Annotated in this window: 23 protein-coding genes and 3 pseudogenes; 9 read left to right on the top strand and 17 right to left on the bottom strand. The window is 63.1% G+C overall.

From position 1 onward, the window contains the following. Positions 1 to 37: 37 nt before the first annotated feature. From ACUCV3_RS23595 to ACUCV3_RS23585, 3 genes are read right to left on the bottom strand one after another with little or no spacing between them, the layout of a single operon-like run. Positions 38 to 1,471, bottom strand: coding sequence for an efflux transporter outer membrane subunit (locus tag ACUCV3_RS23595; RefSeq protein WP_037508616.1), 1,434 nt, complete (start codon positions 1,469 to 1,471; stop codon positions 38 to 40). Next, positions 1,471 to 2,997, bottom strand: a complete 1,527-nt coding sequence (locus ACUCV3_RS23590) for a DHA2 family efflux MFS transporter permease subunit (RefSeq protein WP_037508613.1) — start codon at positions 2,995 to 2,997, stop codon at positions 1,471 to 1,473. Before ACUCV3_RS23590 ends, ACUCV3_RS23595 begins: the two co-directional genes overlap by 1 nt. Then, positions 2,997 to 4,220 (bottom strand): HlyD family secretion protein, encoded by a 1,224-nt coding sequence (locus ACUCV3_RS23585; protein WP_037508611.1) that lies wholly within the window; start codon positions 4,218 to 4,220, stop codon positions 2,997 to 2,999. Before ACUCV3_RS23585 ends, ACUCV3_RS23590 begins: the two co-directional genes overlap by 1 nt. A gap of 90 nt (positions 4,221 to 4,310) precedes the next feature. On the opposite strand from ACUCV3_RS23585, the gene ACUCV3_RS23580 reads away from it, so the two are divergent. After that, a complete protein-coding gene (locus ACUCV3_RS23580; RefSeq protein WP_482241203.1) occupies positions 4,311 to 4,730 on the top strand; it encodes a hypothetical protein in 420 nt (139 codons plus the stop codon). Then, the gene (locus ACUCV3_RS23575) at positions 4,667 to 5,179 is read left to right on the top strand and encodes a MipA/OmpV family protein (RefSeq protein ID WP_482241206.1); all 513 of its coding nucleotides are present in this window, start codon (positions 4,667 to 4,669) and stop codon (positions 5,177 to 5,179) included. Before ACUCV3_RS23580 ends, ACUCV3_RS23575 begins: the two co-directional genes overlap by 64 nt. A gap of 32 nt (positions 5,180 to 5,211) precedes the next feature. Here the strand turns inward: ACUCV3_RS23575 and ACUCV3_RS23570 are convergent, their stop codons facing one another. Both ACUCV3_RS23570 and ACUCV3_RS23565 read right to left on the bottom strand, forming a co-directional pair. Next, positions 5,212 to 5,622: a PaaI family thioesterase gene (locus ACUCV3_RS23570; RefSeq protein WP_052076595.1), complete on the bottom strand. Its 411-nt coding sequence runs from the start codon at positions 5,620 to 5,622 to the stop codon at positions 5,212 to 5,214. Then, positions 5,619 to 6,068: a PaaI family thioesterase gene (locus tag ACUCV3_RS23565; protein WP_133496535.1), complete on the bottom strand. Its 450-nt coding sequence runs from the start codon at positions 6,066 to 6,068 to the stop codon at positions 5,619 to 5,621. Before ACUCV3_RS23565 ends, ACUCV3_RS23570 begins: the two co-directional genes overlap by 4 nt. A 90-nt stretch (positions 6,069 to 6,158) precedes the next feature. On the opposite strand from ACUCV3_RS23565, the gene ACUCV3_RS23560 reads away from it, so the two are divergent. The 3 genes from ACUCV3_RS23560 to ACUCV3_RS23550 all read left to right on the top strand — a co-directional run bounded on the left by ACUCV3_RS23560 (position 6,159) and on the right by ACUCV3_RS23550 (position 9,558). Next, positions 6,159 to 7,118 carry an MlaD family protein gene (locus ACUCV3_RS23560; RefSeq protein WP_052076593.1) on the top strand — a complete coding sequence of 320 codons (960 nt, stop codon included), beginning with the start codon at positions 6,159 to 6,161 and terminating at the stop codon, positions 7,116 to 7,118. 110 nt (positions 7,119 to 7,228) lie between these two features. Beyond that, positions 7,229 to 7,981, top strand: a complete 753-nt coding sequence (locus tag ACUCV3_RS23555) for a TetR/AcrR family transcriptional regulator (protein WP_230588530.1) — start codon at positions 7,229 to 7,231, stop codon at positions 7,979 to 7,981. Then, positions 7,978 to 9,558, top strand: coding sequence for an ABC1 kinase family protein (locus ACUCV3_RS23550; protein ID WP_080726997.1), 1,581 nt, complete (start codon positions 7,978 to 7,980; stop codon positions 9,556 to 9,558). Before ACUCV3_RS23555 ends, ACUCV3_RS23550 begins: the two co-directional genes overlap by 4 nt. 100 nt (positions 9,559 to 9,658) lie before the next feature. Here the strand turns inward: ACUCV3_RS23550 and ACUCV3_RS23545 are convergent, their stop codons facing one another. The 6 genes from ACUCV3_RS23545 to ACUCV3_RS23520 all read right to left on the bottom strand — a co-directional run bounded on the left by ACUCV3_RS23545 (position 9,659) and on the right by ACUCV3_RS23520 (position 14,788). Further along, entirely contained in the window at positions 9,659 to 10,234 is a 576-nt protein-coding gene (locus ACUCV3_RS23545) for a DUF4142 domain-containing protein (RefSeq protein WP_230588529.1), read from the bottom strand. 343 nt (positions 10,235 to 10,577) lie between these two features. Beyond that, positions 10,578 to 11,615 carry an IS110 family RNA-guided transposase gene (locus ACUCV3_RS23540; RefSeq protein ID WP_037508608.1) on the bottom strand — a complete coding sequence of 346 codons (1,038 nt, stop codon included), beginning with the start codon at positions 11,613 to 11,615 and terminating at the stop codon, positions 10,578 to 10,580. A gap of 115 nt (positions 11,616 to 11,730) precedes the next feature. Then, positions 11,731 to 12,555: an IS5 family transposase gene (locus ACUCV3_RS23535; RefSeq protein ID WP_080726996.1), complete on the bottom strand. Its 825-nt coding sequence runs from the start codon at positions 12,553 to 12,555 to the stop codon at positions 11,731 to 11,733. Positions 12,556 to 12,737: 182 nt separating this feature from the next. After that, a complete protein-coding gene (locus ACUCV3_RS23530; protein WP_037508604.1) occupies positions 12,738 to 14,015 on the bottom strand; it encodes a Fic/DOC family protein in 1,278 nt (425 codons plus the stop codon). A gap of 2 nt (positions 14,016 to 14,017) precedes the next feature. Next, positions 14,018 to 14,275, bottom strand: a complete 258-nt coding sequence (locus ACUCV3_RS23525; RefSeq protein ID WP_037508602.1) for a hypothetical protein — start codon at positions 14,273 to 14,275, stop codon at positions 14,018 to 14,020. 126 nt (positions 14,276 to 14,401) lie between these two features. Next, a complete protein-coding gene (locus ACUCV3_RS23520) occupies positions 14,402 to 14,788 on the bottom strand; it encodes a DUF3768 domain-containing protein (protein WP_037508600.1) in 387 nt (128 codons plus the stop codon). 369 nt (positions 14,789 to 15,157) lie between these two features. On the opposite strand from ACUCV3_RS23520, the pseudogene ACUCV3_RS23515 reads away from it, so the two are divergent. Next, positions 15,158 to 15,391 (top strand): annotated as a pseudogene (locus tag ACUCV3_RS23515) (ISAs1 family transposase); the annotation flags it as partial. Positions 15,392 to 15,433: 42 nt separating this feature from the next. Here the strand turns inward: ACUCV3_RS23515 and ACUCV3_RS23510 are convergent. Then, positions 15,434 to 16,655, bottom strand: a pseudogene (locus ACUCV3_RS23510) (IS256 family transposase). Positions 16,656 to 16,723: 68 nt separating this feature from the next. Here ACUCV3_RS23510 and ACUCV3_RS23505 point away from each other — a divergent pair. From ACUCV3_RS23505 to ACUCV3_RS23495, 3 genes and pseudogenes are all read left to right on the top strand, one after another. Next, positions 16,724 to 18,145, top strand: a pseudogene (locus ACUCV3_RS23505) (transposase); the annotation flags it as partial. Between the two features lie 142 nt (positions 18,146 to 18,287). After that, positions 18,288 to 19,082, top strand: coding sequence for a hypothetical protein (locus ACUCV3_RS23500; protein WP_080727004.1), 795 nt, complete (start codon positions 18,288 to 18,290; stop codon positions 19,080 to 19,082). Further along, positions 19,079 to 19,789 (top strand): recombinase family protein, encoded by a 711-nt coding sequence (locus ACUCV3_RS23495; RefSeq protein WP_240700498.1) that lies wholly within the window; start codon positions 19,079 to 19,081, stop codon positions 19,787 to 19,789. The genes ACUCV3_RS23500 and ACUCV3_RS23495 overlap by 4 nt, the downstream gene beginning before the upstream one ends. Before the next feature lie 38 nt (positions 19,790 to 19,827). Here ACUCV3_RS23495 and ACUCV3_RS23490 read toward each other — a convergent pair whose 3' ends face one another. From ACUCV3_RS23490 to ACUCV3_RS23470, 5 genes are read right to left on the bottom strand one after another with little or no spacing between them, the layout of a single operon-like run. Further along, entirely contained in the window at positions 19,828 to 20,259 is a 432-nt protein-coding gene (locus ACUCV3_RS23490) for a BphX family protein (protein WP_025551201.1), read from the bottom strand. A gap of 26 nt (positions 20,260 to 20,285) precedes the next feature. Beyond that, complete coding sequence (locus tag ACUCV3_RS23485) at positions 20,286 to 20,573, bottom strand: DUF1330 domain-containing protein (RefSeq protein WP_013834075.1); 288 nt, start codon at positions 20,571 to 20,573, stop codon at positions 20,286 to 20,288. Between the two features lie 54 nt (positions 20,574 to 20,627). Next, a complete protein-coding gene (locus ACUCV3_RS23480; protein ID WP_170978351.1) occupies positions 20,628 to 21,950 on the bottom strand; it encodes an LLM class flavin-dependent oxidoreductase in 1,323 nt (440 codons plus the stop codon). Positions 21,951 to 21,988: 38 nt separating this feature from the next. Then, on the bottom strand, positions 21,989 to 23,056 hold the full coding sequence (locus ACUCV3_RS23475; RefSeq protein ID WP_037508594.1) for a tartrate dehydrogenase: 1,068 nt from the start codon (positions 23,054 to 23,056) through the stop codon (positions 21,989 to 21,991). 22 nt (positions 23,057 to 23,078) lie between these two features. Further along, positions 23,079 to 24,086 (bottom strand): ketopantoate reductase family protein, encoded by a 1,008-nt coding sequence (locus tag ACUCV3_RS23470; RefSeq protein WP_037508591.1) that lies wholly within the window; start codon positions 24,084 to 24,086, stop codon positions 23,079 to 23,081. Positions 24,087 to 24,090: the final 4 nt, after the last annotated feature.

Raw genomic sequence — 24,090 nt, 5'->3', positions numbered from 1 at the left:
GTCGTCTCCTTCTGCGGACACTGACGGCTGGCATGGGCTAGCGGTCTTCGGGCCCCTCCCAGCCGAGCCCGAGCGCCTTATGAAGGCCCACAAACGCCCGAACGAACTGTCCCTGCGCTTCCACCGCGGAGATGTCCGCCGTCAGCGCCGCGCGTTCTGCGTCTATGGACGACGTCAGCGGTGCGGCTCCGCGCTCGAACCGCTGGGCTGCGAAGCGAGAAGACTGCCGGGCGCCCTCGGCGCTCCGGTAGCTCGACAGGAGGGTCGCGCGCAGAGTGCCGAAGCGCGACAGGCTCGTCTCGGCATCGGACAGGGCGGCAAGAACGGACTTGCGATACTGGGCCTCCGCCTCGTCCCGTCCGGCGCGGGACTGCTCCACCCGGGCGCGATTGCGGCCGAAGTCGAGAAAGCTCCAGTTGATCCGCGGCAACAACAGGCTCGACACATTGTCGGTATCCAGGACGTCGCCGATATTCGGGCCGCCAAGTCCGATGATTCCCATGATGCTGACCGAGGGGAACTGGCGCGCCACGTCGACGCCGATCTGCGCGGTGCCAGCGGCCAGTCGCCGTTCGGCGGCCCGGACGTCGGGCCGGCGCCGCAGCATCGCCTCAGGATCGCCGATCGCGACGCTCGCGGGGACGGAGGGGATGGCCCCGGGGGAGGAGAGGGTGGCATCATGTGCACCGGGCTCGTCGCCCGTGAGCAGCGCAAGCTGGTCGAGCGTCACCGCGATCTGGCCTTCCAGCGGTAACAGGCCGCCTTGCGTCCGGTTGAGTTCGGTGCGCAGGCGGACGACGTCGTCGCTCGACGACGCACCGCGCCGCTCGCGCTGCTCAAGAAGAGCAAGCGACTGCGCCAGCAGCGCGGAGGATCGGCGCGCCAGCACCAGCCGCTGCTGGAGTTCCCGCAACGTCACGTAATTGTCGGCGATCTCGGCGGAGAGGCGGACCTGCGCGTCCGCCATGTTGGCACGCGCCGCGTCGGCCTGCGCGGAGGCGGCTTCCGCGGCGCGGCGGCGCCCGCCGAACAGGTCGATCTCCCAGGAGGCGTCGAGGCCCGCGTTATAGAACTCGGCCTTGATCCGGTCGTCCTGCTCTCCCTGTGAGGAGAGGGCGAGAGATCCGGCGGGGAGATCCGCAATGATGGCGGTCCCAGTGGCGGATACCGTGGGCAACCGGTTGGCCCGTTGCTCACGCGCGGCGGCGCGGGCCTTGCGCACTCTCGCCTCTGCGATCGCAACATCGGGACTGGCGGCGAGCCCACGCTCGACGAGCGCATTGAGGCGCGGGTCAGCCATCGCCTCCCACCACCGCGCCAGCGGGGGCTCGGCAACAGTCTGGGCAGGGTCGGCGCGGCGGAACGCCGCACCCGCTCTTTCGGCACTCGCGACGGGACGTGGTCCCGCATAGTCGGGTCCGACCGTGCAGCCGGCAAGCAGGAACGGGACAGGGATCAGGAAGCGGATCATCAATGCATGGCCATCTGGGTGCCGGAGGGGATGGGGCGGAGGAACAGCGCCAGCGGCGTCGTGATGGCGATCGCAATCGCGAGGACGACATAGAGGTCGTTATAGGCCATCACGGTCGCCTGCTGGAGCATCTGGCCCGCCAGCTGACGATACGCCCCGGCTTCGCCGGCCGCCCCCGCCATCGCGCGACCGAACCATTCCTGCGTCGCCGCCGCGTTCGCGGACGCTGATTCGGCGAGCCGATTGAAATGCAGGAAGGTTTGGCGATCCTGAAGGGTTGCCATCATCGCGAGACCGATGGACCCGCCCAGGTTGCGGCCCGCATTGAAGAGGGCGGACGCATCGCCCGCGTCCTCGGGCGCGACGGCGCTGATCGCCGCTTGGTTGAGGAACATCATCGCGAAGATCTGGCCGAACCCCCTGACCAGCTGCGATCCGACGAGGTCGCCGCCGGCGGTGTCCGCCGTCATGCTCCAATCCATCGCGCAACTGATTCCGATGGCGACCATGCCGATGATGACGGCCACGCGGACATCGAGATATTTGAAGGCGAGCGGGAGAAACGGCATCATCAGCAGCGCGGGGACACCGGACACGAACACGACCTGCCCGGACTGCAGAGCGCTGTAGTCGGCCATCACCGCCAGGAACTGCGGGATAAGGAAGGTCACTCCGTAGAGAACGACGCCGATTACAAGGCTCAGCACGAACACGCTGCCAAAGGCACGACTGAAGATCAGCGACAGCTTCAGGACCGGCTGCGACGCTCTCACTTGGCCGATGACAATGAGGGTGAACCCGAAAACCGTGGCGATGGCGAGCTTGATGATCATCGCCGATTCGAACCACATCTCCCGCTGCCCCTCCTCCAGCATGACGGTGAGCGAGCCGAGCCCGATCGCAAGCCCCGCAATGCCCAGCCAATCGGCGTTCCGCAGTTGATCGAGGCGCAGGCGCTCATGATCGAGGCCGACGAGCAGCAGCACAGCCAGGCCGGCGCACACGGGAACGTTCAGGAAGAACGCATAGTGCCAGCTGTAATTGTCGGTCAGCCAGCCGCCGATGATCGGGCCGAGCACGGGTCCGAGGATGGCTGTCCCGCCGAAGGCCGCGGTCCCGATCGGCTGCTGTGAGGGCGGCAGCCGCGTGGCGATGATCGTCATGGCCGTAGGTATGAGCGCGCCGCCGGTGAAACCCTGACCGACGCGACCGGCGATCATCATGGGCAGGGTCGTCGAGAGGCCGCAGATCACCGAGAAGCCGGTGAACGAAACGGCGGCGGCGAGCAGGAAATTTCGGAGCCCCAACAGGCGCACCAGAAAGGGGCTGAGCGGAATCATGACGATCTCGGCGACCAGGTATGACGTCGCCACCCAGGTCCCCTCCGTCCCGCTGGCGCCGATCTCACCCTGGATCGTCGGGAGCGCCGCGTTGACGATCGAGATGTCGAGCAGCGCCATGAAGGACCCGATCGTGCCCGCGGCGACCGCAAGCCAGTCCCGTGCGCTCGCGCGTTGACGGGTCATCACCGCTGGGCCTGCGCCTCGCCGCGCCGCAGCCGCTCGCTCTCCTCCTCAATCCGCTTGCGGCTGCCCTTCGCACCGATGGTGTCGATCGCGACCTCTACCGAGAGACCAGGCCGCAGCACCTTGCGCGCCTCGGGTCCTGCCTCGATGCTGATTCTCACCGGCACACGCTGGACGATTTTCGTGAAGTTGCCGGTCGCGTTCTCGGGAGGCAGCACCGAGAATTGCGCGCCGGTGCCGGGCGCGAAGCTCTCGATCCGGCCGCGCAGCTCGGCTCCGTCCAGCGCATCGACCTTGATGGTCGCCGGCTGGCCGACGCGCATGAGGGCGACCTGGGTCTCCTTGAAGTTCGCCTCGATATAGAGCTGGTCCGCCGGCACAATCGACATGAGCCGGGTCGCGGGCTGGACAAACTGACCCACCCGCACCGCCTTGTCGGCAACCACGCCGTCAATGCTGCTGCGAAGCTCGACAGCGCCAAGGTCGGTTGAAGCGCGGTCGAGTTGCGCTTGCGCGGTTTCCCTTTGAGCCAGAGCCTGACCGATGCGGGCATTCTGCGTGTCCAGCCCGCGCCTTGCCGCCAGATAGGTGGCCCGTTGGGCGCGCAGGTTGGCGACCGCGCGATCGCGCTCGAGCACCAGGGCCGCCAGCCGCTCGCCCGATTCCGCCCCGGACCGAGCGAGCGGCTCGTAGCGCCGGACCTCCGCGGCTGCGGCCTCGGCGGCGACTTCGGCGGCGGAAACTTGCGCCGCCGACTGCGCGATGGCCGCGCGCTGCTCGTCGAGCGTGCTGCGTGCCGTCCGAATGCCGGCGACGGCCGAAGCGACCTGCGCCTGCGCCTGTGCAACACTTGCACGATAGTCCCGCGGATCCAGTACGGCCAGGAGTTGCCCGCGTCTCACGGGCTGATTGTCACGCACGAAAACCCGCTCGACATACCCGCCCAGCTTGGGAGAAACCGTCACGAAATCGGCCCGCACATAGGCATTGTTCGTCGATTGATGATACTGCCCGCGTTCACGATAATTCAGATACCAAGCGGCGCCTGCGACAATGCCGGCCACGAGCGCTACGATCAGGACGTAACGGATGACCGGATATCGCTTGAGAAGACCGGGTTTGCTCGCCGGATCTCCGTCATCGCTCTTTGGCCGATCGCCGCGCCCGGCTCCTTCATCGTCATGCTCAGGTGCGTCTGCTTCCAAATCCCTGCGATCTGCCACTCTTCGCCCTTGCGATATGTAAACCGTTCCGTATCATAGGATGTAGTCGGGCTGAATTCCAGCCACGAACTTGGTTTGGAAAGTAGGCGAGTGGTTGGCGAAAAAGGCACGGTAATTCGGCTGATCGGCCTGGCCGCGCTAGGCGGGTGCGCTCTCTCGGCATCGAATGCCCATGCACAGGCCGACGAGCGTGTCGAAGACGATCGCTCCCGCATCACGATCGGTGTCGGTGCCGCAACCTTGCCGGACTACGAGGGTTCCGACCAGAACAGCGTAACTCCCGGAGCCGTGATCGTCGGCAAGATCGCCGGGCACGACGTATTCACACGCGGGACCCAGCTCTACGTCAACCTCGTGCCTAGCGGGGATGGACCGCGGACGAATTTCGAGCTCGGTCTGATCGGCGCGGCGCGGCGCGGCTCGACCGCACCAACAAAGTCGATAACCTGCAGGTCCGTGCGCTCGGGAAGATCGACACTGCATGGGAAGCCGGTGGCTACATCGGTGTGAGCCGTACCGGAGTCGTTACGAGCGATTACGATACGCTGACGGTGCGGGTCGCTTACGTTCACGACGTCTCCGACGTCCACGACAGCTACGTCATCACCCCCCAGGTCAACTATACGACGCCGCTCTCGCCCCGAACGCTCGTCTCGATCGGAGCGTCGGCTGACTATGTCGGAAAAGGCTATGGGCGCACCTATTTCGGCGTGACGCCCGCGGGCGCGCTCGCGAGCGGGCTGCGGGCGTATTCGATCAACGACTCAGGGTGGAAGCGCTACAATCTGACGGCGTTCGCGGTTCAGAGCCTGAGCGGGGATCTCCGTCGTGGGCTCGGCATAGGAGCCGGCATACTCTACGGCCGGATGCTCGGTAGGTATAAGCGCAGCCCGATCGTCATGGACGTCGGCGACGCCGATCAGTTCTCGGCCGCAGCCGGGCTGACGTACACCTTCTAGACCGTACACGCGGGCATCGAGACGAGCCCGCTTCAGGCGAATTCACAGAGAAACTCGCACTGTGCCGCACATACGACCGTGTCAGGGCTATCCTGCCATGCCTCGATCTGCGCCACCGCCACTCGCCTGCCGATCCGCCGCACCTGTGGACGCGCGATCACCGGTGCCAGCCGCATCGACGCCAGGAACTGCACATTCATGCTGATGAGGCGCGGAATACTGTCATGGTCCAACTGGCGCGCCAGAACGACGCCGCAGGCGAGCTCAAGAAACGCTGTGACTGCGCCGCCGTGAAGTGCCCGCACCACCGGGTTGCCGATGAGGTCGGACGTAGGCGACAGCGTCCAGAGCGTGCCCTCTTCGGTTACGTCGATCATTTTGCCGAGTTTCGAGCTGAAGCCCGACGTGGCCACAATCACGGCTGTCCGCATATCGGCGCTCACGCCGCAACCCCTCGATTGATCGAGAAAACGCCCTGAGCCGCGGCGAACACCTCGGCCGGATCGGTGTCCCAAACCTCCGCACGCACGAATGTCATGATCTCGGACACTCGATAACAGTGTGCCCACGCCGTCACTGGCGAGCGGGCCGTTGGTAGACGAATATGATCGATCTTGAGGTTGAGAGTGGATATCGACACCCGCTCCAGCCGGGACATCACGGCGGCGCCGCATGCGTGATCTATAAGGCTGGCGATCGCTCCGCTCGCAATCCCGCCGTTGGACCCGCTCAGATCGGGACGCCAAGGCAGTCGCAGAGAACACAGGCCATCGCCCACCGAAAGGAGACGGAAACCCAGCTCTGCGCTCCACGGAATGATGATGCCCGTGGCATTGGCGTCCTCCGGCACGGTGATCTCACCTCCAGCATTCACAAATGAGCGTTCCAACCAGTCCCCGTCCAGTCAAGAGCGTAAAAAAGAAAACGGAACCGTTAGGTTTACATATCCATGTGCCGCACTTAGTGGTTGGTCAAGGCTATGGAGACTCGCTCGAACCGCCTGCTGGTGTTCTCGGTGATCGGTGCCATTGCCGTCGCTCTGTTCGCGTTTGCGTTCTGGCTTCTCGCGGCCAGGAATCCTGATGGTCGAGAGTATCTGATCCGCTTCAAGAACAGCGTGACAGGCGTCAAAAACGGGTCGCCCGTCACCTATGCTGGCGTTTCCGCGGGCCTGGTAACAGCCGTACGATTCGACGGCCAAGACCCTTCGACCGTGCTTGTTACCGTCCGTCTCAACCCTGAGATACCGATCGTAGAAGGCGTCAAGGCGCAGATTTCAAGGTCCTTCATTGGCGGGGACGCAACCATCATCCTGGACGGCGGACAGAGGGGGGCGTCGCCAATCGCGGCAACCAATAGTGAGCCCCTTCCGGTCATTCCTGAAAAGAAGGGCGGGCTTCTTGGTTCAGGCGGTGACCCGGTCGCGCTGATCGAAAAGATCAGCCGCTCGGTCGATAACATTTCGGCCGATCTTGATGAGAAGGGGCAGCAGCGGACCCGCGAGCGACTGGCCGAACTGAGCGCCAAGACGGCGGTTTGGCCTACCAAGGCGGCTCGACTGGCTGACGGGATAGCCGGCGCGGGAGACGGAATGCTCGGGGTAGGCAACTCGATCGCGGGTGTCGGCGAGCGCGCCGCCCGCATCCGCGCCAAGCTGGAAGCGCGTCGCGATGCCAGCCTTGGAATCGATGACAAGCTGCGCAGCGCTCGGCGCGCGGCGGAAGAGTTTCGTGGCGACGTGGAGTCTCTGCGCCCGGCCGTTCGCGCCCTCGAAGGCCGAAGTCGTGTGGTTACAGAGTCCGTTCGCTCGGCGCGATCCACTACACAGCGCCTCGGCGACCAGGTCGAACGCGTTGATCGCGAAGGACTCCAGCTGTTCGGGGCGCCAAAGTTGCCCGATTATAATTCAGCACAACAGTCGCCACCACCATCGCGCTAGCGCCAGCGTTTCGTGGTACGAGGGACGCTCATCCTCGGGACCGCCCCCGATTGTATTCAGGTCCCTCCCAAAATTGAACAAGGCGGTGGCCGTGAGCGCATGAGCAGGACATGGTGGTGCATCTTGGCAACCGGTCGCAGATTTCAGCTTCAGCGACTATCAGGCATCGCGGAGGCGAGATTGAAATGAAGGGGCGAGGAAGCGGCAAGCGGGGCGGTAGGACTGGCAGGCCAACGACAGAGGCAGCGATCCGACTGACCTCCCATATCCTGCAAAGCGCTCGTGAAATGTTCTTCGAACATGGCTTTGACGGCGCGAGCGCTGACATGATCGCCGAGCGTGCAAAGATCTCGAAGCGGACCCTTTACGCCAGGTTCGGCAGCAAAGCGCGTATGTTCGAAGCTGTGATCCTCGACGAGATTGACACGCAACTTCGGGCACTGGAGCCGGCCGTCGATGCGGATCTTGCTGTCGTGGACAGGCTGCAGTCGATCGCCGATGTGCTTCTCGAGTGGCTGCTTACGCCACGCATCGCTTCAATGGAGCGTGTCGTGATCGCGCAGGCCGTGCGCTTTCCTGCGCTTGCCGCCAACATTCACGAGTTCGGCTTTCAGCGCGCCGCTCAGTGGGTGGCGAGCATTCTCGGGGCTGCTGCCGCCAAGGGTGAACTCGATCTACCGGATCCCGTTTTCGCCGCTGAACAGTTCGTGACCCTCGTGGTCGTCGCACCGATGCGCCGCGCGGCGCTCGGCCTCGCCCCTCCAGCCTATGACGAAAATGCCCGCGCCCGAGTGAGACGGGGCATCGAGCTTTTTATTATTGGCTGTCTACCTCCCGCACTCGGAACCGAGAGTATGCAATGACCGAGGTCGCAGATGACATTCCGTTGAGTGAGCGGGAAAGATTTGGAGAGCTCGCGCGAATCTTCGCACGTCACGGACTCGGTGGCCTCGCCTCACGCGTCGGCTTGGCGAGCGGTCCGCCGACATGGCCGGTCGAGCCCGACGCACCCACAAGAGTAGTCGCACTTCTTCGCGATCTAGGTCCGGTCGCAATAAAGCTGGGCCAGCTTCTCGCCACACGTGGCGATCTTCTGGGGCCGGACTGGGTGAGTGCGCTATCGACATTACAGGATCAAGTTCCTGCGGTACCATTCCACGAGATCGAACCCGAACTCGTCTCGTCTCTCGGGGCGCCCGTTGCTGATGTTTTCGCGCGTTTCGATCCGAAACCAATCGCCGCGGCGTCGATTGCCCAGGTGCACGGTGCAGCCCTTTTCGATGGGACCGAAGTTGTCGTCAAGGTGCGCCGCCCGGGAATAGCGACCCGCGTCGACGCCGACCTGAGATTGCTACGACGACTTGCGCGTCTGGCCGAACGGCGCTCGCCGGAACTGCGGCGGCTTAAGATTGACGAACTGCTGCGCTTCTTCGCCGAGAGCCTGTCTCAAGAAATGGATCTGAGCGCCGAAGCGGCAGCATGTGAGGGGATTGGGTCATTTCTTGACACGCTAGGCGTGAGGACACCGAAGTTCTTTTGGGATTATGTCGGCCGCCGCGTCAACGTCCAGGAGCGGCTTGAAGGAGTCTCGGTGCGCGGCGTCCTTATTGCAGTAAACGAGGTAACAGACGCGGCCGCAATTGCAGGCACCTACGCGGACGCCATATTGCGCATGATCATCTTTCACGGCCGATTTCACGCAGATCCTCATCCCGGGAACGTATTCGTTCTTCCAAGCCGAAAGATCGCCTTCATCGACTTCGGCGCCACCGGAACGCTGACTCCAAACCGTCGCTCGGAGCTGGTCACCCTGGTCCTAGCCATCGCGGGAGAAAATCCGCGCGCGGTCGCGGATGTGCTGATAAACTGGTCAGGCGACCGGACCGTTGAGGTGGATGGGTTGCAAAGGGATCTTGAGTCTTTGATCGGTCAATTTCGTGGCGCTGTCTTGAAACAGGTTGATCTGTCCGAGATATTCTCGCGCGTGTTCACGTTACTGCGCCAATACCGTCTGGCATTGCCGCCCGACCTTGCTTTGCTCCTGCGCACATTACTGACCGCCGAGGGATTGGTACGGACTCTAGACCCAGAGTTCGATATCGCGGCTAGGGCGATGCCGATCGCCCGCGAGCTTGCGCGCGAGCGAATTAGTCCTGCCGAACTGAGAAAAGGTGGGCGCCGCCTGGCAACAGGGATCGGCCGCTTGGCCGCAGCCTCTCCCGACCTGATTGGACTGGTGGAGAAAGTAGCAAAGTCAGGTACAATCCCGGTTCACGTGTCATTACCATCACCGAACAAGGAGAGGCCGTCGCCCCAAAGAGATATACTCGCTGCCGGTCTGATCGTAGGCGGAGCGGTTCTCTTTAGTCAACAAATATACATATCGCTAGCTTCATGGGGAATTGCTGTGGTCATATTGGCACTTACTAGAAAACGATAGATTTTACTGGTTGTATCCTCATCGAATTATGCCATCATAAAAAGGTGTTCAAAACGCTGGGCCAGGCCGCCGGGAGCTATGCGGCCCGGCCCAGCTAGGTTCACCTTCCCGCAAGCCCGGAGGGTGTGAGTGACTTGCCGGTGGTGAGTTCGTTTTCCAGCACGGGAACAGCCGTGCCGGCGATCTGCTGCAGCGCTGGGTCGGTGCCGTCTTGGGCGTATCCCTTGTGGATTGCCCACGCCGCTTGTTGCACCTTCGCCGACTGGGTGAGATAAAGGTTATCGAAAGCGCTCTTCGGTGCCTTTTGCAGCAACTTGACAAGAGCAGCGCGGTCGGCCGACAACGCTGACGATGGTGCCTTGATCGTGCGCTGATCGTTTTTGAGCGCTGCCATCAGTGCTTTCTGGCTGCTTTGTGCCTCGGCTAGGACGCGCTTGGCGTAGGATTTGACGTCGTCCCGCTGCGCGCGCGTTGCGGCAAGCTGGGCAGCCTTTATCTGATAGACGTTCGCGTCCGACGCGGCGAGAACGTAGTTTGGGCCGCTTTGGCTGGCAATCGGCTCTACCCCGACATCCGCGCTGGTCATCGTTCCTGACGTGGATGGGGCAACTGCTTGGGCGAAAGCCGGAACCGACACCAAAGAAAGCAGCGCGGCGGAGATCACGATCTTCATCATTTTCCTTTCTGGTGGCTTATCTTGATAATTTGAATTCAAGTCCGCAAACGAAAAGGAAACCGGTTGGTTCCTTTTGTGGATCGGCTCAGAGTCTTCTCTGATTGGGGCCTAGTGGGTCAAGCTGCTTTCTCGACTTTATGATCATTCCCATGGATCACTCGCTTCTCTCCGCGGTCGGCGCAAGGCCGCCGCATAATGGGGTCATGGAGAGCGAGACGTCTCAATCTGTTTCGCGACCTTCAGCTAAGCTGAGGTTCCGGACTCTAAGCGAGATCGTCTTGCCCTTCGTCCCCATGGGAACGACACGGCCCGCCTTGTCAGGCGGGATTCGGTTCAGGCCTCCTCATGCTGCCAGTCCGGTGAGCGGTTTGCGCCAGCGGAACTCGCTGTGGTCGGTCCACATACGGTGCATGATGACGGCAAGCTTGCGGGCGACCGCGACGCGGGCTTTCGCCATACCGCGCCGCTTTGCGACGTTCATGCCCCACGCCTTGAGGGCCGACCATTTCTTGCAGCGGGTCAACAGCGTGTGTGCCGCCTCGTAGAGCAGGGTTCGGGCCAGCTCGTCGCCGCATCGGCTGATGCGTCCTTGCACATCGGTTTCGCCTGACTGATAGCGCCTCGGAGTTAGGCCGAGATGGGCGCCAACGTCGCGTGACCGCCGGAAGCGCTCGGGTTGATCCACGGTTGCACGGAACGCCAGTGCCGTCAGCGGCCCAACGCCGGGTACCGTCATCAGTTGTCGGCAGATTGGTTCGACGCGAACCGATTCCAACGCGCGCCGTGTCAGCCGCTCGAGTTCGCGGTACATGGTCGCGATGATCGCCAGCAGTGGCTCGGTTATATCGGTCAACGTCGGATCCGCATCAGCCAACTCGCGTACCCTGGCCGAGAACAGCTTGCGCCCCGGTGATCCCAACTTGAGCCCGCTTTCCCGCAAGACTGCCCGCACTGCGTTCTCCATATCGCGCAACTTGCAGAGCACCGTCCGGCGAGCCACCAGCAATGAACGCGCCATTCTCGATGGAACGCTCTTGACGTGAACCTGGCGATACCACCCGGTACGGATGATTTGTGCCAGGCCCCGGGCATCATTGCGGTCGGTTTTGTTCGGCATCGCTCCCATCGCGGCTTTCGCCTGGCGGGTTTCGATGCACAATGCCGGAAAACCAGCCCGCGTCAGTCCCTGGTGCAGCCAGGCCGACTGCGAACAGGCCTCGAGGCCTATCCGCTCCATCGGCAAATCTACCAGGTTGAACGCCGAAATCAGGCTTTCCGGATCGCTGGCCGCGCGTAGTTCGCGGACGATCGTGCCCGTACCATCGACAATACAGATCGCTGTCTCTTCCAAAGACACATCCAGCCCGGCATAATAGCTCATGGTTGCTTCTCCTCATGGTTGTGGCCGATCACACGGACCACGTTCTACCATTTGCGAGGAGCAGCCACTCCACCGACTCGTCGTGGAGCCCCAATCACCCCATCTGTTTGGAAAATCAGGGGTGAGCGTTTCGGCGTAGGAGATTGCCGCCCATGGCGACGAGGATCATGGCCTTCGAGACGTCAATGCGCTTCTCGTAATCGCGGACCAATCGGCGCCATCGGATCATCCAGCCAAAGGTCCGCTCAACGACCCAACGCCGGGGCAGAACCTTGAAGCCCTGCTGCTGATCGCTGCGTCGAATGACCTCGACGACGAAATCCAGATAGCTTGCTTTGTCCATGAGTTTGAGGCGGTCATAGGCGCCATCGGCGAAGAGATGTTTGATCCAGGGCCAGCGTTTGCGGATGCCATCGAGGATGGTCTGGGCGCCCGCGCTGTCCGAAATGTCCGCAGTGGTCAGGTTGACCATCAGCAGCCGTCCATCGGTATCGACGGCGATATGTCGCTTGCGCCCGACAACCCTCTTGCCTGCGTCGAACCCACGCTTTTCTGCCGATGGCGCCTTGATCGACTGGCTGTCGATCACTGCTGCGCTCGGACTGGCCTCCCGCCCTTGGCGCTCGCGATCTAGCATCAGTTCGATGTCGTGGATTGTCTGGAACAGGAACCTGCGAGCCAGTTCCCGGAACCAGCCATAAACCGTCTGCCATGCCCCGAAATGGATCGGCAGCATCCGCCAGCCACAGCCCGATCGAACAAGGTAGCGCACGGCGTTGATTACCTCGCGAAAATCCACCTCGCGTGGACGGCCCCGCCGCCCCGGTCTGGGCATCAGCGGCGCCAGGCGATCCCATTCCTCATCGGTCAGATCACTGGGATAGCGCTTCGTCTTCTTGGCAATCTGGGCCATGCGCCCTCGGCTCTGATGGGTCCACATCCAGAGCCTGAATCAGACGCAGAGCCTCACGACAACCCCCGTCAACGATTTTCCAAACAGCCTCTTAGCGATATGACGCGGTTTAGGCCATACAGGCAGAACCTTCGGGCCATCGGATGGCTTCCGTTATCGGCCGCAGCAGGCAATCATGCGTCAACCACTCACCCGTCCTTACAACGCCGTCAGCGGCTCCGGTCCTTATCGCGCGGCGCCGGGGTCGCGGGCCCGATTTCGCCGTCTAGCGATCCGCCCGCTTTGATCCGATCCGCGACGAGCTGGCGCGTCGCCCCCCCAATCGCTCCGACCATGCGCGCGCTCTCGCCCCGATCGCGCGCGGTTTTCCTCGCCGCGTCGACGATCGCCTGGGCGGGCGCGAGGCGAGGATCGGCTTGGTTCTTCTCCGCCGTGTTCTTCAGGAACAGCTCGGCAAGGCGCTCCTGCCCTGGCGAGTGGCCGGGAGGAAGGATCGGCTGCTCCAGCGACCGGACGGCGCGCTGGATCTGCGCCGGCTGCTGGTTGTTGATCTGGACGCCGAGCGCCGCACCGATCTCGCGCACCCGCTCCAACGGTGTCTGCTGGGGCGAAATGACTGCATCGACCTGACGGACGCCGAGATAGGTGAGAAGGTGCGATTGGTAGATCGGCCCCTTGGCGTGACGGACATAGGCGAGTTCGGTGCGCGCGTTAGCGATGGCGGGGGAGGGGGCACCCTCCTTGATCAGCCCGCGTAGCCGGTCGGCAGCCTGTTGGCGGGCGGCCGGCAGATAGCGTTCCAGCTCCTCGCGCGCCTTGGTCAGCGTCACCCGGTAGCGTTGCCCCTCGGGCGGGGCACGCTTGGGGAGCATGGCGATCCCTGCGGGGCCGATGCGCGCCTCGGGCGCGAGGTCGCGCTTGATCGCCGCTGCGGAGAGAACCGCGGCCATGCCGCGATGATCGCCGGTCAGAAAGCCGTGGCGGGACGCTTCCATCCAACGGTCCTTGTCGATCGCGGCGATGCGGATCGGGTGGCCGGCTTCGCGGGCGAGCTGGGCGGCATGGTGGCGCATGGTGCGCCCGTTCCCTTCGCGGAAGGGATGAATAGCGTTGATCTCGTTGATATGGTTGCCGAGCCGATCGAAAAACTCGTCGCGAGGAATCCCCCGGAAGCCGCCCTGCGCTCCTACCTCCGCGAACCGCTTGTCCAGTTCGCGCGCGAGATAGGGGACGGCGGCAAAGCTCGATCCGCCTTTGGCGATGCTGACGGTGCGGTCCTGGCCCGCCCAATCGTAGAGGTCTTGGAACAGGTGCTTATGGAGCGCCCGATAGCCATCGGCGGTGGCTGGAAAGGTCAGGCGCGCGGCCTCCGCGCCCCGTGCCTGGGTCAGTCTCCGTTCGGCCTCTGTAAGCGTCTTGTCGTCGGTGATTCCGAGCCGATTCCGAAGCGTCTCGGTGCCGGGATACGTGTAGGGATCGCTCGCCAAGGTCAGGCGGCGATCTGGCGTGTTCCGGGCTGATAGAGACTGAGGATAATCGACGGCATGACGGCAGGCGGAACGCCCTCGTCGAGCATCATCGCGAACATCGCGTCTTCGTCGATGGTCGGCGTCATGTCCTCCATGGCGAGATTGGCACGCGCTTCCGCTACGTCCTCCCGCCAAAGGGCGATCTGCTCGGGGGTGCCGCGCTGGAAATCCATCTGGCGGATGCGCTCGCGCAACGTCTCAAGATCGATCTGGGCCATCGCGTCATCCTTTCTGCTCTTAACCCTACGCCTTCCAAGGCGACTCCTCAACAAATCATGTGTGAGCGAGGCGGATGCGCGCCGTGATCCGCGCTTGGTTGAGCGCGGATCGCCGGATCGGGGCCGTTAATACTCGCTCGCCAGCATGACCGTCAGAACGCGCGTGGTCTGCTGCGCATCCCACGGTGCTTCGCTACCATAGGTCAGCGTGTTGTCGTAGTAATCCACCTTCCAGAAAACCGTCTCGGAAATGGCCGTGCCATCGCTCGGCCGCTCTTGCGACCATTCACCGCTCGCTAGGCGATAGACCGCGCCGAAATCATGCTCACCATAGGGGTCGTTGTCGCCGTCAAACTTGGTAAAACCGACGATCGCCGATACGGCCTTGAAGCAATCCGCATCGGGGAGGGCAAGAAAGCCCTGCGTGACGTTGGCGCACGACGTGACGCCGGGGCTCTGACGCGCTGCGTCATTCAGGCGGCGGATGGTGTCGAGTTGTTCGGGGCTATACATCGCTGATCCTCCTTCTGGCAGGCCGCAAGGCCGCTCGGCCTCACGGCCCTGCCTGTCCGGCGAGGACGGGATGGGGAGGGGGAGCGAGAATCTACCGCTGGCGCGGGCGATCCGCTCTAGCGCGGCCGGCGCGACGCGACGGGCGCCGCGCTTGGCGGATTACACGGGCGGTCGATTGTCGTTCGGGAACGAAAGGGCGGCGCCCTTGGTGTTCCCCTGGCGCCGATCGCGCGCAGCGCGAGCGGTGAACGATACGCGGTGCGGATCTCCGCACGGCATTGTCGCGCGCAAGCGCGTCCCGTCAGGAGGGCGCGTTGCGTGCGTCGCGAGCGGCGATCACCAGCTCGACGATGCGCGGCTGATGGTCTGCTGGCACCGGAGCCGTTCGAGGCGGCCTTTACCCGGTTTTCTGCGGCTTTTGCCGGAGTGTTGAAGGGCGTGGTGGCGATTGACGGCAAGGCTTTGCGCGGCGTTTATGAGCGCGGTCGCAAGGCTGTGCCCCTCCATCTGGTCAACATATGGGCGGCCGAAGCCCGATTGGTGATTGGTCAGCGCCTGGCGCCCGGCCGCAACGAGGTGCTCGGTGCGCAGCAGGCCCTTGCACGGGACTGTCAGGAATTTCGTGTGCGGCGAGGCGGTTGACCATCAGGCCGTCATGGCCCTGATGAAACGTTCGCCGAAGAGCACGGCAAATTGCGCCTTCGCCATGTTCCACTCACGCGGCGGCATTTTCCACTCTTTTTCCGATCGGTTCAAGATCAGATAGAGGAGCTTGGTGGCGGCCTCATCATTGGGGAAATGCCCCCGGGCACGAACAGCGCGGCGGAGCTTGGAATTGAGGGCCTCTATCGAATTTGTCGTATAGACGATCCGTCTGACCTCGTCGGGAAAGGCGAAAAATGGGATGACCTCGGGCCATGCCCGGCGCCAGCTCTGGCCGATGGCGGGATAACGCTGTCCCCAGAAGCTGGCTTCGAACGCTGTCAGGGCTTCTTCGGCGGTCGCAGCATCAACGGCCCGATAGATGGCCTTCAAGGCCGTTCCGAGCGCCTTGCGATCTTTCCACGCCACGAAATCCATCGAGTTGCGCAGCAGATGGACAATACAGGTTTGGACCATCGCTTCGGGGAAGACGGCGGTGATGGCGTCTGGGAAGCCCTTCAGGCCATCGACGACGGCCAGTGATATCCTCGACGCCGCGGTTGCGCAGTTCGTTCATGACGCGCAGCCAGAATTTGGCCCCTTCATTCTGTTCCAGCCACAAACCAAGGACCACCTTGGTGCCGTCGGCCATGACGCCCAGGGCAATATGGATCGCCTTGTTGCGGACCATGCCTTCGTCGCGGATCTTGACCCGGATTGCATCGAAGAAAACCAGCGGATAGGCTGAGTCCAGCGGGCGTTGTTGCCAGGCCGTGACCTCCTCCAGCACAGCGTCCGTGATCGTGCTGATCAGGTCGGGTGAGGCCTCGATGCCGTACAGTTCGCGCAGATGCCCGGTGATCTCACGGGTACTCATGCCGCGCGCGTACATCGAGATGATCTTGTCATCAAAACCGGGGAAACGGCGCTGATATTTTGCGATCAGCTGCGGATCGAAACTGCCCGCCCGATCACGCGGCACCTCGATCTCGATCCGTCCCCCGTCGGTCGTCACCGTCTTGCGGCCATAGCCGTTCCGGCTGTAGGTCCCTTGCTCCTCCTGGCCAAGATGGTGATCCATCTCCGCATTGAGCGCCCGTTCGGCAAATGCCTTCTTCAATGTATCGAGCAGGCCGCCCTGGCTGAGCGCTGCTGCTGCGTCAGTGCCGGCCAGCAGTTGATCGAGAATGTCGTTGGGTATCGAGGGTTCTTTCCGTCGTGACATATTGGGTCTCCTTGTTGCCCATTATGCCTCGCCGCACACGAAATTCCTGACAGTCCCACGCAGGGGCGTTTGTCGCCGGACTTCGTGCACAGATGACCGAAGCGCTCGGCGCGCTGAACCGGAAGATGCCGCGCAATGCCAAGGTGCGACTTCGACAGCAGGGCAAGAACCGGATTTCGATCACACCGTTCGAGCCGCTGCCGGCAGCGCTCAATCTGGAGGCTATCAAGACAGAACTCGAACGGCGCTGGCCGATGACGGACCTGATCGACGTGCTGATGGAGACCGCCCGGCAAACCGGATTCCTCGATGAGTTCACGGCGTCGGGCGACCGGGTCGTTATCGATGCCGATACACTCCGCCGGCGTCTTGTCCTGTGCCTCTACGGTCTCGGCACCAATGCCGGCCTGAAGCGGGTCAGCACAGGAACGGAGGCCGCGAGCTATGCCGAACTATTGCACGTCCGGCGTCGCTTCATCCACAAGGAGGCGCTGCGCAGCGCAACCGCGTTGGTAACCAACGCGATCCTCGCGACGCGCGACCAGCGCATCTGGGGTGAGGCGGGGACCGCATGCGCGTCGGATTCCACGAAGGTCGGTGCGTGGGATCAGAATCTGATGGCGGAATGGCATGTCCGCTACCGCGGCCGTGGCGTCATGATCTACTGGCACATGGAGCGCCAGGCGACCTGCATCTACTCGCAGCTCAAACGCTGTTCTTCCTCCGAGGTCAGCGCGATGATCGAAGGCGTGCTGCGCCATTGCACCGACCAGGAGATCCAGCGTCATTATGTCGACAGTCATGGCCAGAGCGAGGTGGGGTTCGCCTTTTGCCACCTGCTCGGGTTCGAGCTGGCGCCGCGCCTGAAGGCGATCGCCCGCCAGAAGCTTTATGTGCCGGAAACCGCGATGCGCGAAACGCTCGGCAATCTCACGCCGATCCTGGCGCGTGAGATCAACTGGCCACTGATCGAGCGGCAGTATGACGAGATGATCAAATATACCGCGGCGCTCAAACACCGCACCGCCGACCCCGAGGCGATTCTGCGCCGCTTTGCCAGCGCGGCTGTCCAGCACCCGACCTATGCGGCGCTTGCCGAACTCGGCAAGGTCATCAAGACGATCTTCCTGTGCGGCTATATCGGTTCGGAGGATCTGCGCCGCGACATCCATGCCGGGCTCAACGTCGTCGAAAACTGGAACGGCGCGCACAGCTTCATCTTCTTCGGCAAGGGCGGTGAGATTGCCGCCAATCGCCTGGAGGATCAGGAACTGGCGGTGCTGGCGCTCCATCTGTTACAGAACTGCCTGGTCTACGTGAACACGCGGATGCTGCAGCGGGTTCTGACCGAGCCCGCCTGGATGAAGCGGATGACCGCCGAAGACCATCGCGGTCTGACGCCGGCCATCCACGCCCATATCAATCCTTATGGCCGTTTCGAGGCCAATTTGGATCGGCGCATCGACTTCGATCTGCCGCTGACAGCATAATTCGCAAAGGCCTCTGCGATGAAAAAAAGCATCTCCACCTCCCCGGCGTCCAAAGACCAGGAAGACACGGAACAGGCCCATATCGACCCCGGCCAAGCGAGCTTCCGAAGTGTTCCCCGACCGCCGTGCCATGGAAGGTTTCATGGCCGGGCTGTTCGGCCGCGTGGAGGCCGATACGAACGGCGCCGTCGATGATGCGCAGGAAATGATGTACGATGCGTGGGAAGCGAGCGGTGCCGCGCGTGTCGCTCTCGCCAGGGCCGCACTCGACATCTCTCCGCTATGCGCGGACGCCTATGTCCTGCTTGCGGAGGAAGACGCGCGATCCCAACCGGACGCACTAGCCCTTTACCGTCAAGGCGTGGAGGCAGGCGAGCGCGCGCTCGGCAATGAATTCGAAGAACTGTCTGGCCACTTCTGGGGGTTCCTGCAGACCAGACCCTATATGCGGGCGCGAGCAGGACTGGCGATGACATTATGGCGCACGGGCGAGCAGCAGGCGGCGATCGACCATTATCGCGCGATGCTGATCCTCAATCCCAATGACAATCAGGGCATCCGCTACCTGCTGGCAAGCGCCTTGCTCCAGCGCGACGATCTCGCTGGGCTGAAGGTGCTACTGCGCCAGTATGAAGGAGATGGAAGTGCCGCCTGGGCCTACACGCTGGCGCTGATAGCCTATCGCGAACAGGACCCGCGCGGTCCGGCGATTGTCCGGGAAGCCTGGGAGAGCAACTCGCATGTGCCTGCCATGTTGGCCGGCCTCAAACGCCTCGTTCCTTCTCGCGACGGCTACATCAGTATGGGCGGAGAGGATGAGGCGACCGCTTATGTCGAGGAAAACGGCGCCGCCTGGCGTGCCATCCCGGGCGCCATCGACTGGCTGGCCGAAAGAAGCACGGGGCTGAAGCCGCGACATCGCGGATGCCAGTCATGAGGAACGAACGCGCGCAAACGGTCGTTTGCGCAGCATCCAGACCGGTCCAGCAAAAACAACGCGCTATTCGTCGCACAAAGCTGTTGCCAAACGACATGCAAAAGCAACAGATAAATGCAGCATCACCCAAGCTGCTCGGCTATGCTCGCGTGTCCAAGGCCGAAGACCAGGATACCGCCCCGCAGATCGAAGCACTCGAAGCCGCGGGCTGCACCCGGTTCTACGAAGAACATGCCTCGGGCGGCCGCTGGGATCGACCGGAACTCCACCGACTGCTCGACCGTCTCGAGCCCGGTGATGTTCTCGCAGCCTGGAAACTTGACCGGCTGTCGCGGTCGCTGAAAGATCTGCTGCTTATCCTCGACCGCGTCGAAAAGGCCGGCGCCGGATTCCGCTCGCTGACCGAAAATATCGACAGCACAACGGCATCCGGTCGCATGATGATGCAAATGCTGGGCTCGTTCGCCGAGTTCGAGCGCGCCATGGTGCGCGAACGAACGCAGGCTGGCCTGCGCTCGGCGCGTGCCCAGGGGCGCAGTGGCGGCCGACAACCCAAGCTCTCGCCCCACCAACAGACCGAGGTCATCACCATGCTCACCGCTGGCAGATCGACAGCCGATATCGCCCGCCTCTTCCGCGTCCATCGCGCCACCATCAGTCGCATCGTCAACAACTTCGCCGTCAAAGACGCCGCGCGAACTCCATAACGTTCCGCGTCCGTTCTTCGCCTTGGCCGTTTTTCAATCTATGAGGTCACTGCGCCTTGTTGCGCCTTTTCCCGGTGCGCCGCAGTCCAGGTGTACCAGGCTCCGAGTACGATCACAGCATGAGCCGCCAGCGTTGTGAAGACGACCCATTCCGCCTCGCCGCTGCACAACAGGCTGTAGATGTCCCATGCCGCGCCGACCGCTTCGGTTAGCACGATCACCGGGACCAGCGCGATGTATTTCCACGGCTGCCGCGCGCCCCACAGGGCGACGATACCGATCGCGGCCAGCTGTATCCCGACGATCAGCCAGGCATCGAGCAGCAGATCGAACACCGGCTGGCCCTGGCCCAGATCGATTCCCGGATAGATCAGGGACAGGGCCCCTGCATAGACCGGCGGCCAGAGCAGGACCAGATTGCACAGGTACCAGATTCCGCTGGCGATGAAGAAGATGCGCAGGCTTTGCATGGTTCGATCTCCAAAGGCTGCGCCGGTCAGTCGGCGACCGCGAAAATGTCGGACGTTGCGCCGGCGATCCGTGCAACCTTGAACGGCGCATAGTCGGGGCAGGCCATGAACGCTTGGACATCCGCCATCGCAGGGAAGCGGATGATCACCGTATAGTGCGGCGCCGCGCCTTCGCCTTCGAAGCGTTCGAACTGGTTGGAGCGGCAGATCAGTTCGCCGCCGAACCGCGCAACCATCGGCGGAACATTGGCTTGGTAGTCCGCAACCCAGCCATCGTCGTGCGAGGTGACGGAAGCGATGAAATAGGCGGCCATGGTTGTTCCCTCCGTGTCGTTAGCGGTCTGGTCTGCGGCTTTCGGTTCGCCGCGTCAAAAGAATCGATTGCCGGGGCGCGGCAACCCGAAATGATCGCGCAGGGTCGTGCCTTGGTAGTCCTTGCGGAAAATGCCCCGGCGCTGCAATTCGGGCACGACCCGATCGACGAAATCGTCGAGCCCCTCCGGCAGATAGGGGAACATCACGACGAACCCGTCCGAACCGCGCTCCTCCAGCCATTGCTCCATCTCGTCGGCGATCGAAGCCGGAGTGCCGACGAAGGCGAGCCCGGCATAGCTGCCGGCTTTCGCGGCGAGCTGGCGGATGGTGAGGTTGTACTGTCGGGCTTGCGTGACCAGCATTTCACGAGAGGTCTTGCTGGCGTTGGTATCGGGTATTTCGGGGAGGGGGCCATCGGGGTCGAACCCCGAAACATCATGATCGAGCATGCCGCACAGCGAGTGAATCCCGCTTTCATAGTGAACCAGGCTGTCCAGGTGAGCGCGCTTGGCCTTGGCCTGCTCGACCGTGTCACCGACAACGACGAGCGCGGCGGGCAGGATCTTGAGATGATCGGGATTGCGTCCGATCGGGATCATCCGCCCTTTCACATCAGAATAAAAGCTCTTGGCGGCGGCAAGATTCGATCCAGCGGCAAAGACGACTTCGGCGGTTTCGGCGGCAAGCTGGCGTCCAGGGTCCGAGGCCCCCGCCTGGAAGATGACCGGCCAGCCCTGCGGGGGGCGGGCGATGTTGAGCGGCCCGAGGACCGAGAAATGCAGCCCTCTGTGATCGAGGACGTGCATCCGCGCGGGATTGAAATAGATGCCGCTTTCCGCATCGCAGACGAAGGCGTCTTCCGCGAAGCTGTCCCACAGGCCAGTCACGACGTCGTAGAATTCGCGGGCGCGCCCGTAGCGGCCGGAATGATCGGGCTGCACCTCGAACCCGAAATTCTTGGCGCTCTCGGGGTTGGACGTGGTGACGACGTTCCAGCCGGCCCGCCCGCCGCTGAGGTGATCGAGCGAGGCAAAGCGGCGCGCGACGTGAAAGGGTTCGTCGAAGGTGGTGGAGGCAGTGGCGACCAGCCCGATCCGTTCGGTGGCGCCAGCCAGCGCCGACAGCAGGGTGAAGGGTTCGAACGAGGTGACGGTGTGGCTGCGCCGCAGCGCCTCGACCGGCATGTTCAGGACCCCGAGATGATCAGCCATGAAAAAGGCGTCGAACTTGCCTGCTTCCAGCTTGCGCGCGAATTGCCGGATCGCGGCGAAGTTGAAATTCGCATCCGGGATTGCCCCGGGGTAGCGCCAGGCGCCGGTATGGATGCTGACCGGCCGCATGAACGCGCCGAGGTGAAGCTGACGTTGCAGGCTCATGCGTTTCGTTCCTTCAGGCTCGCGAAGACTGCCGGGGATCACCTTCCCTGCAGCTTTTCCAATATTTGGCGGGTCAGGACCGCTGTACTGCCGTTGCCGCCCAGATCGGGGGTCAGGACTGCTTGCGGATCGCGCAGGACCGCTTCGATCGCGGCCAGCACCATCGCTGCGGCTTCCGCTTCTCCCAGATGGTCGAGCATCATCGCCCCCGACCAGATCTGTCCGATCGGATTGGCAATGCCCTGGCCGGCAATGTCCGGAGCCGATCCGTGCACCGGTTCGAACATCGACGGATAGCGCCGCGACGGATTGAGATTGGCCGACGGCGCGACCGCTATCGTCCCGGTTACGCCGGGACCGAGATCGGACAGGATGTCGCCGAACAGATTGGATCCGACCACCACGTCGAACCGTTCGGGTGACATCACGAAGCGGGCGGCCAGAATGTCGATATGGTACTGGTCGGTGGCGATCCCGGGATATTCCGCGCCGATCGCCGCGAAACGCTCGTCCCAGAACGGCATCGAATGGTAGAGCCCGTTCGACTTGGTGGCCGAGGTGACATGCGGCCGGCCAAGCTTGCGCGCGAAATCGAAGGCGTAACGCAGGATCCGGTCGGTGCCGCGGCGGGTGAATACTGCCTGCTGGATGACGATTTCATCCTCGCCGGTGCCGGTGCGGCCGCCGATCTGGGAATATTCGCCTTCCGAATTTTCCCGCACCACCCAGAAGTCGATATCGCCGGTGCTCTTTTCGCGCAGCGGCGAGCGAATGCCGGGCAGCAACCGCACCGGCCGGAGATTGACATATTGATCGAATTCGCGCCGGATCGGCAGCAGCAGGCCCCACAGCGAGACGTGATCGGGCACCCCCGGGTAACCGACCGCGCCAAGGAAGATTGCGTCATGATCGGCAAGCCGGGTGAGCCCGTCATCGGGCATCATTTTCCCGGTGGCGAGATAGGTTTCGCAGCTCCAGTCGAAGTCGCGAAACTCGAGCGCAAAGCCACATCGCTGCGCTACCGCCGACAAGACCTGCACCCCGGCGGGCAGAACCTCGCGGCCGGTGCCGTCGCCGGGAATATTGGCTATGGTATAGCGGTTCAAAAGGGTTTCCCGTGCCGAAAGGTCAAAGGTAGGTGTTCAGGGTCTTGAGGATCCGGTAAGCCCCCAGGAATGTCGGTGCATCGACGCCGAGGCGTTCGGCGGCCTCGGCGAGCGGTCCCAGTATTTCGTCAACCTCCATGCGCCGTCCTGCCACCAGGTCATCGTGCATCGAGGTCCGGACCGGGCGATTCTCCGGCTTGAACCGGCCGACCATGGCCATCACCCCGGCGAGCGCGAAGCTTTCTCCGTTGATCTCGACGAGCCGTGAGACGGGCGCGAAGAAATTTTGCGGTTCGTACCCCAGCGCCTTGTAGATCGCCAGCAGGTCCTTGACGATCAGGATATACTGGGCCGCGCCTTCGCGTACCGCCACACCGTCGATGAAATCGAGCTCTTTGATGCCGCCCAGGGTGCTGGCGCTCCACGATGAAGCACTTCCGACCTGGACCAGTTTTTCCCAATGGACATGGGTGATGTCGGCAGTCGAGCGGGACCCCATCCCGGCTGAGTCCAGCGCCTCGGCCATGGTCCGGGTGCGATCGCTTTCTCCGCCTCCTAGTTCGCCGAAATAGGCGGTTACCGGGACGGCCATGTGGTTGAGCGCCCGGCCGGGTTCGAGCAGGGTTGCGCCGTCCATGATCGACCCGCCAATCACCTCGTCCTTGCCGAACGCGGCCTGCAGCCGGCCTTCCTTGCCAACCCCGTTCTGCAAGGTGAGGGCGCAGGCTGTCCGGTCAACCAGCACCGCCGCATCGGCCAGCGCCTGATCGGTGCCCTTCGCCTTGGTCAGCAGGATGTAATAGTCGATCGCGCCCTCGACCTCGGCCGGGGTCTCGACCGCGAACAGGTTGGCGCGCTGCACGAACTGCGCCCGCACCCCTTCGATTTGCAGACCACCCTGGCGGATGGCCTCGACATGGGGTTTGCGCGCAATCAGCGTTACCTTGTGTCCGCCGCGGGCCAGGAAGCCGCCGATAACGGAACCAAGTCCGCCTGCGCCGTGGATGCAGAAGTGCAGTTGCCTGGTCATTGCC

Source organism: Sphingobium sp. VMM (assembly GCF_056790315.1).
The sequence above is the reverse complement of the archived record's forward strand: the minus strand, read 5'-3'. Positions and strand labels throughout refer to the sequence as shown.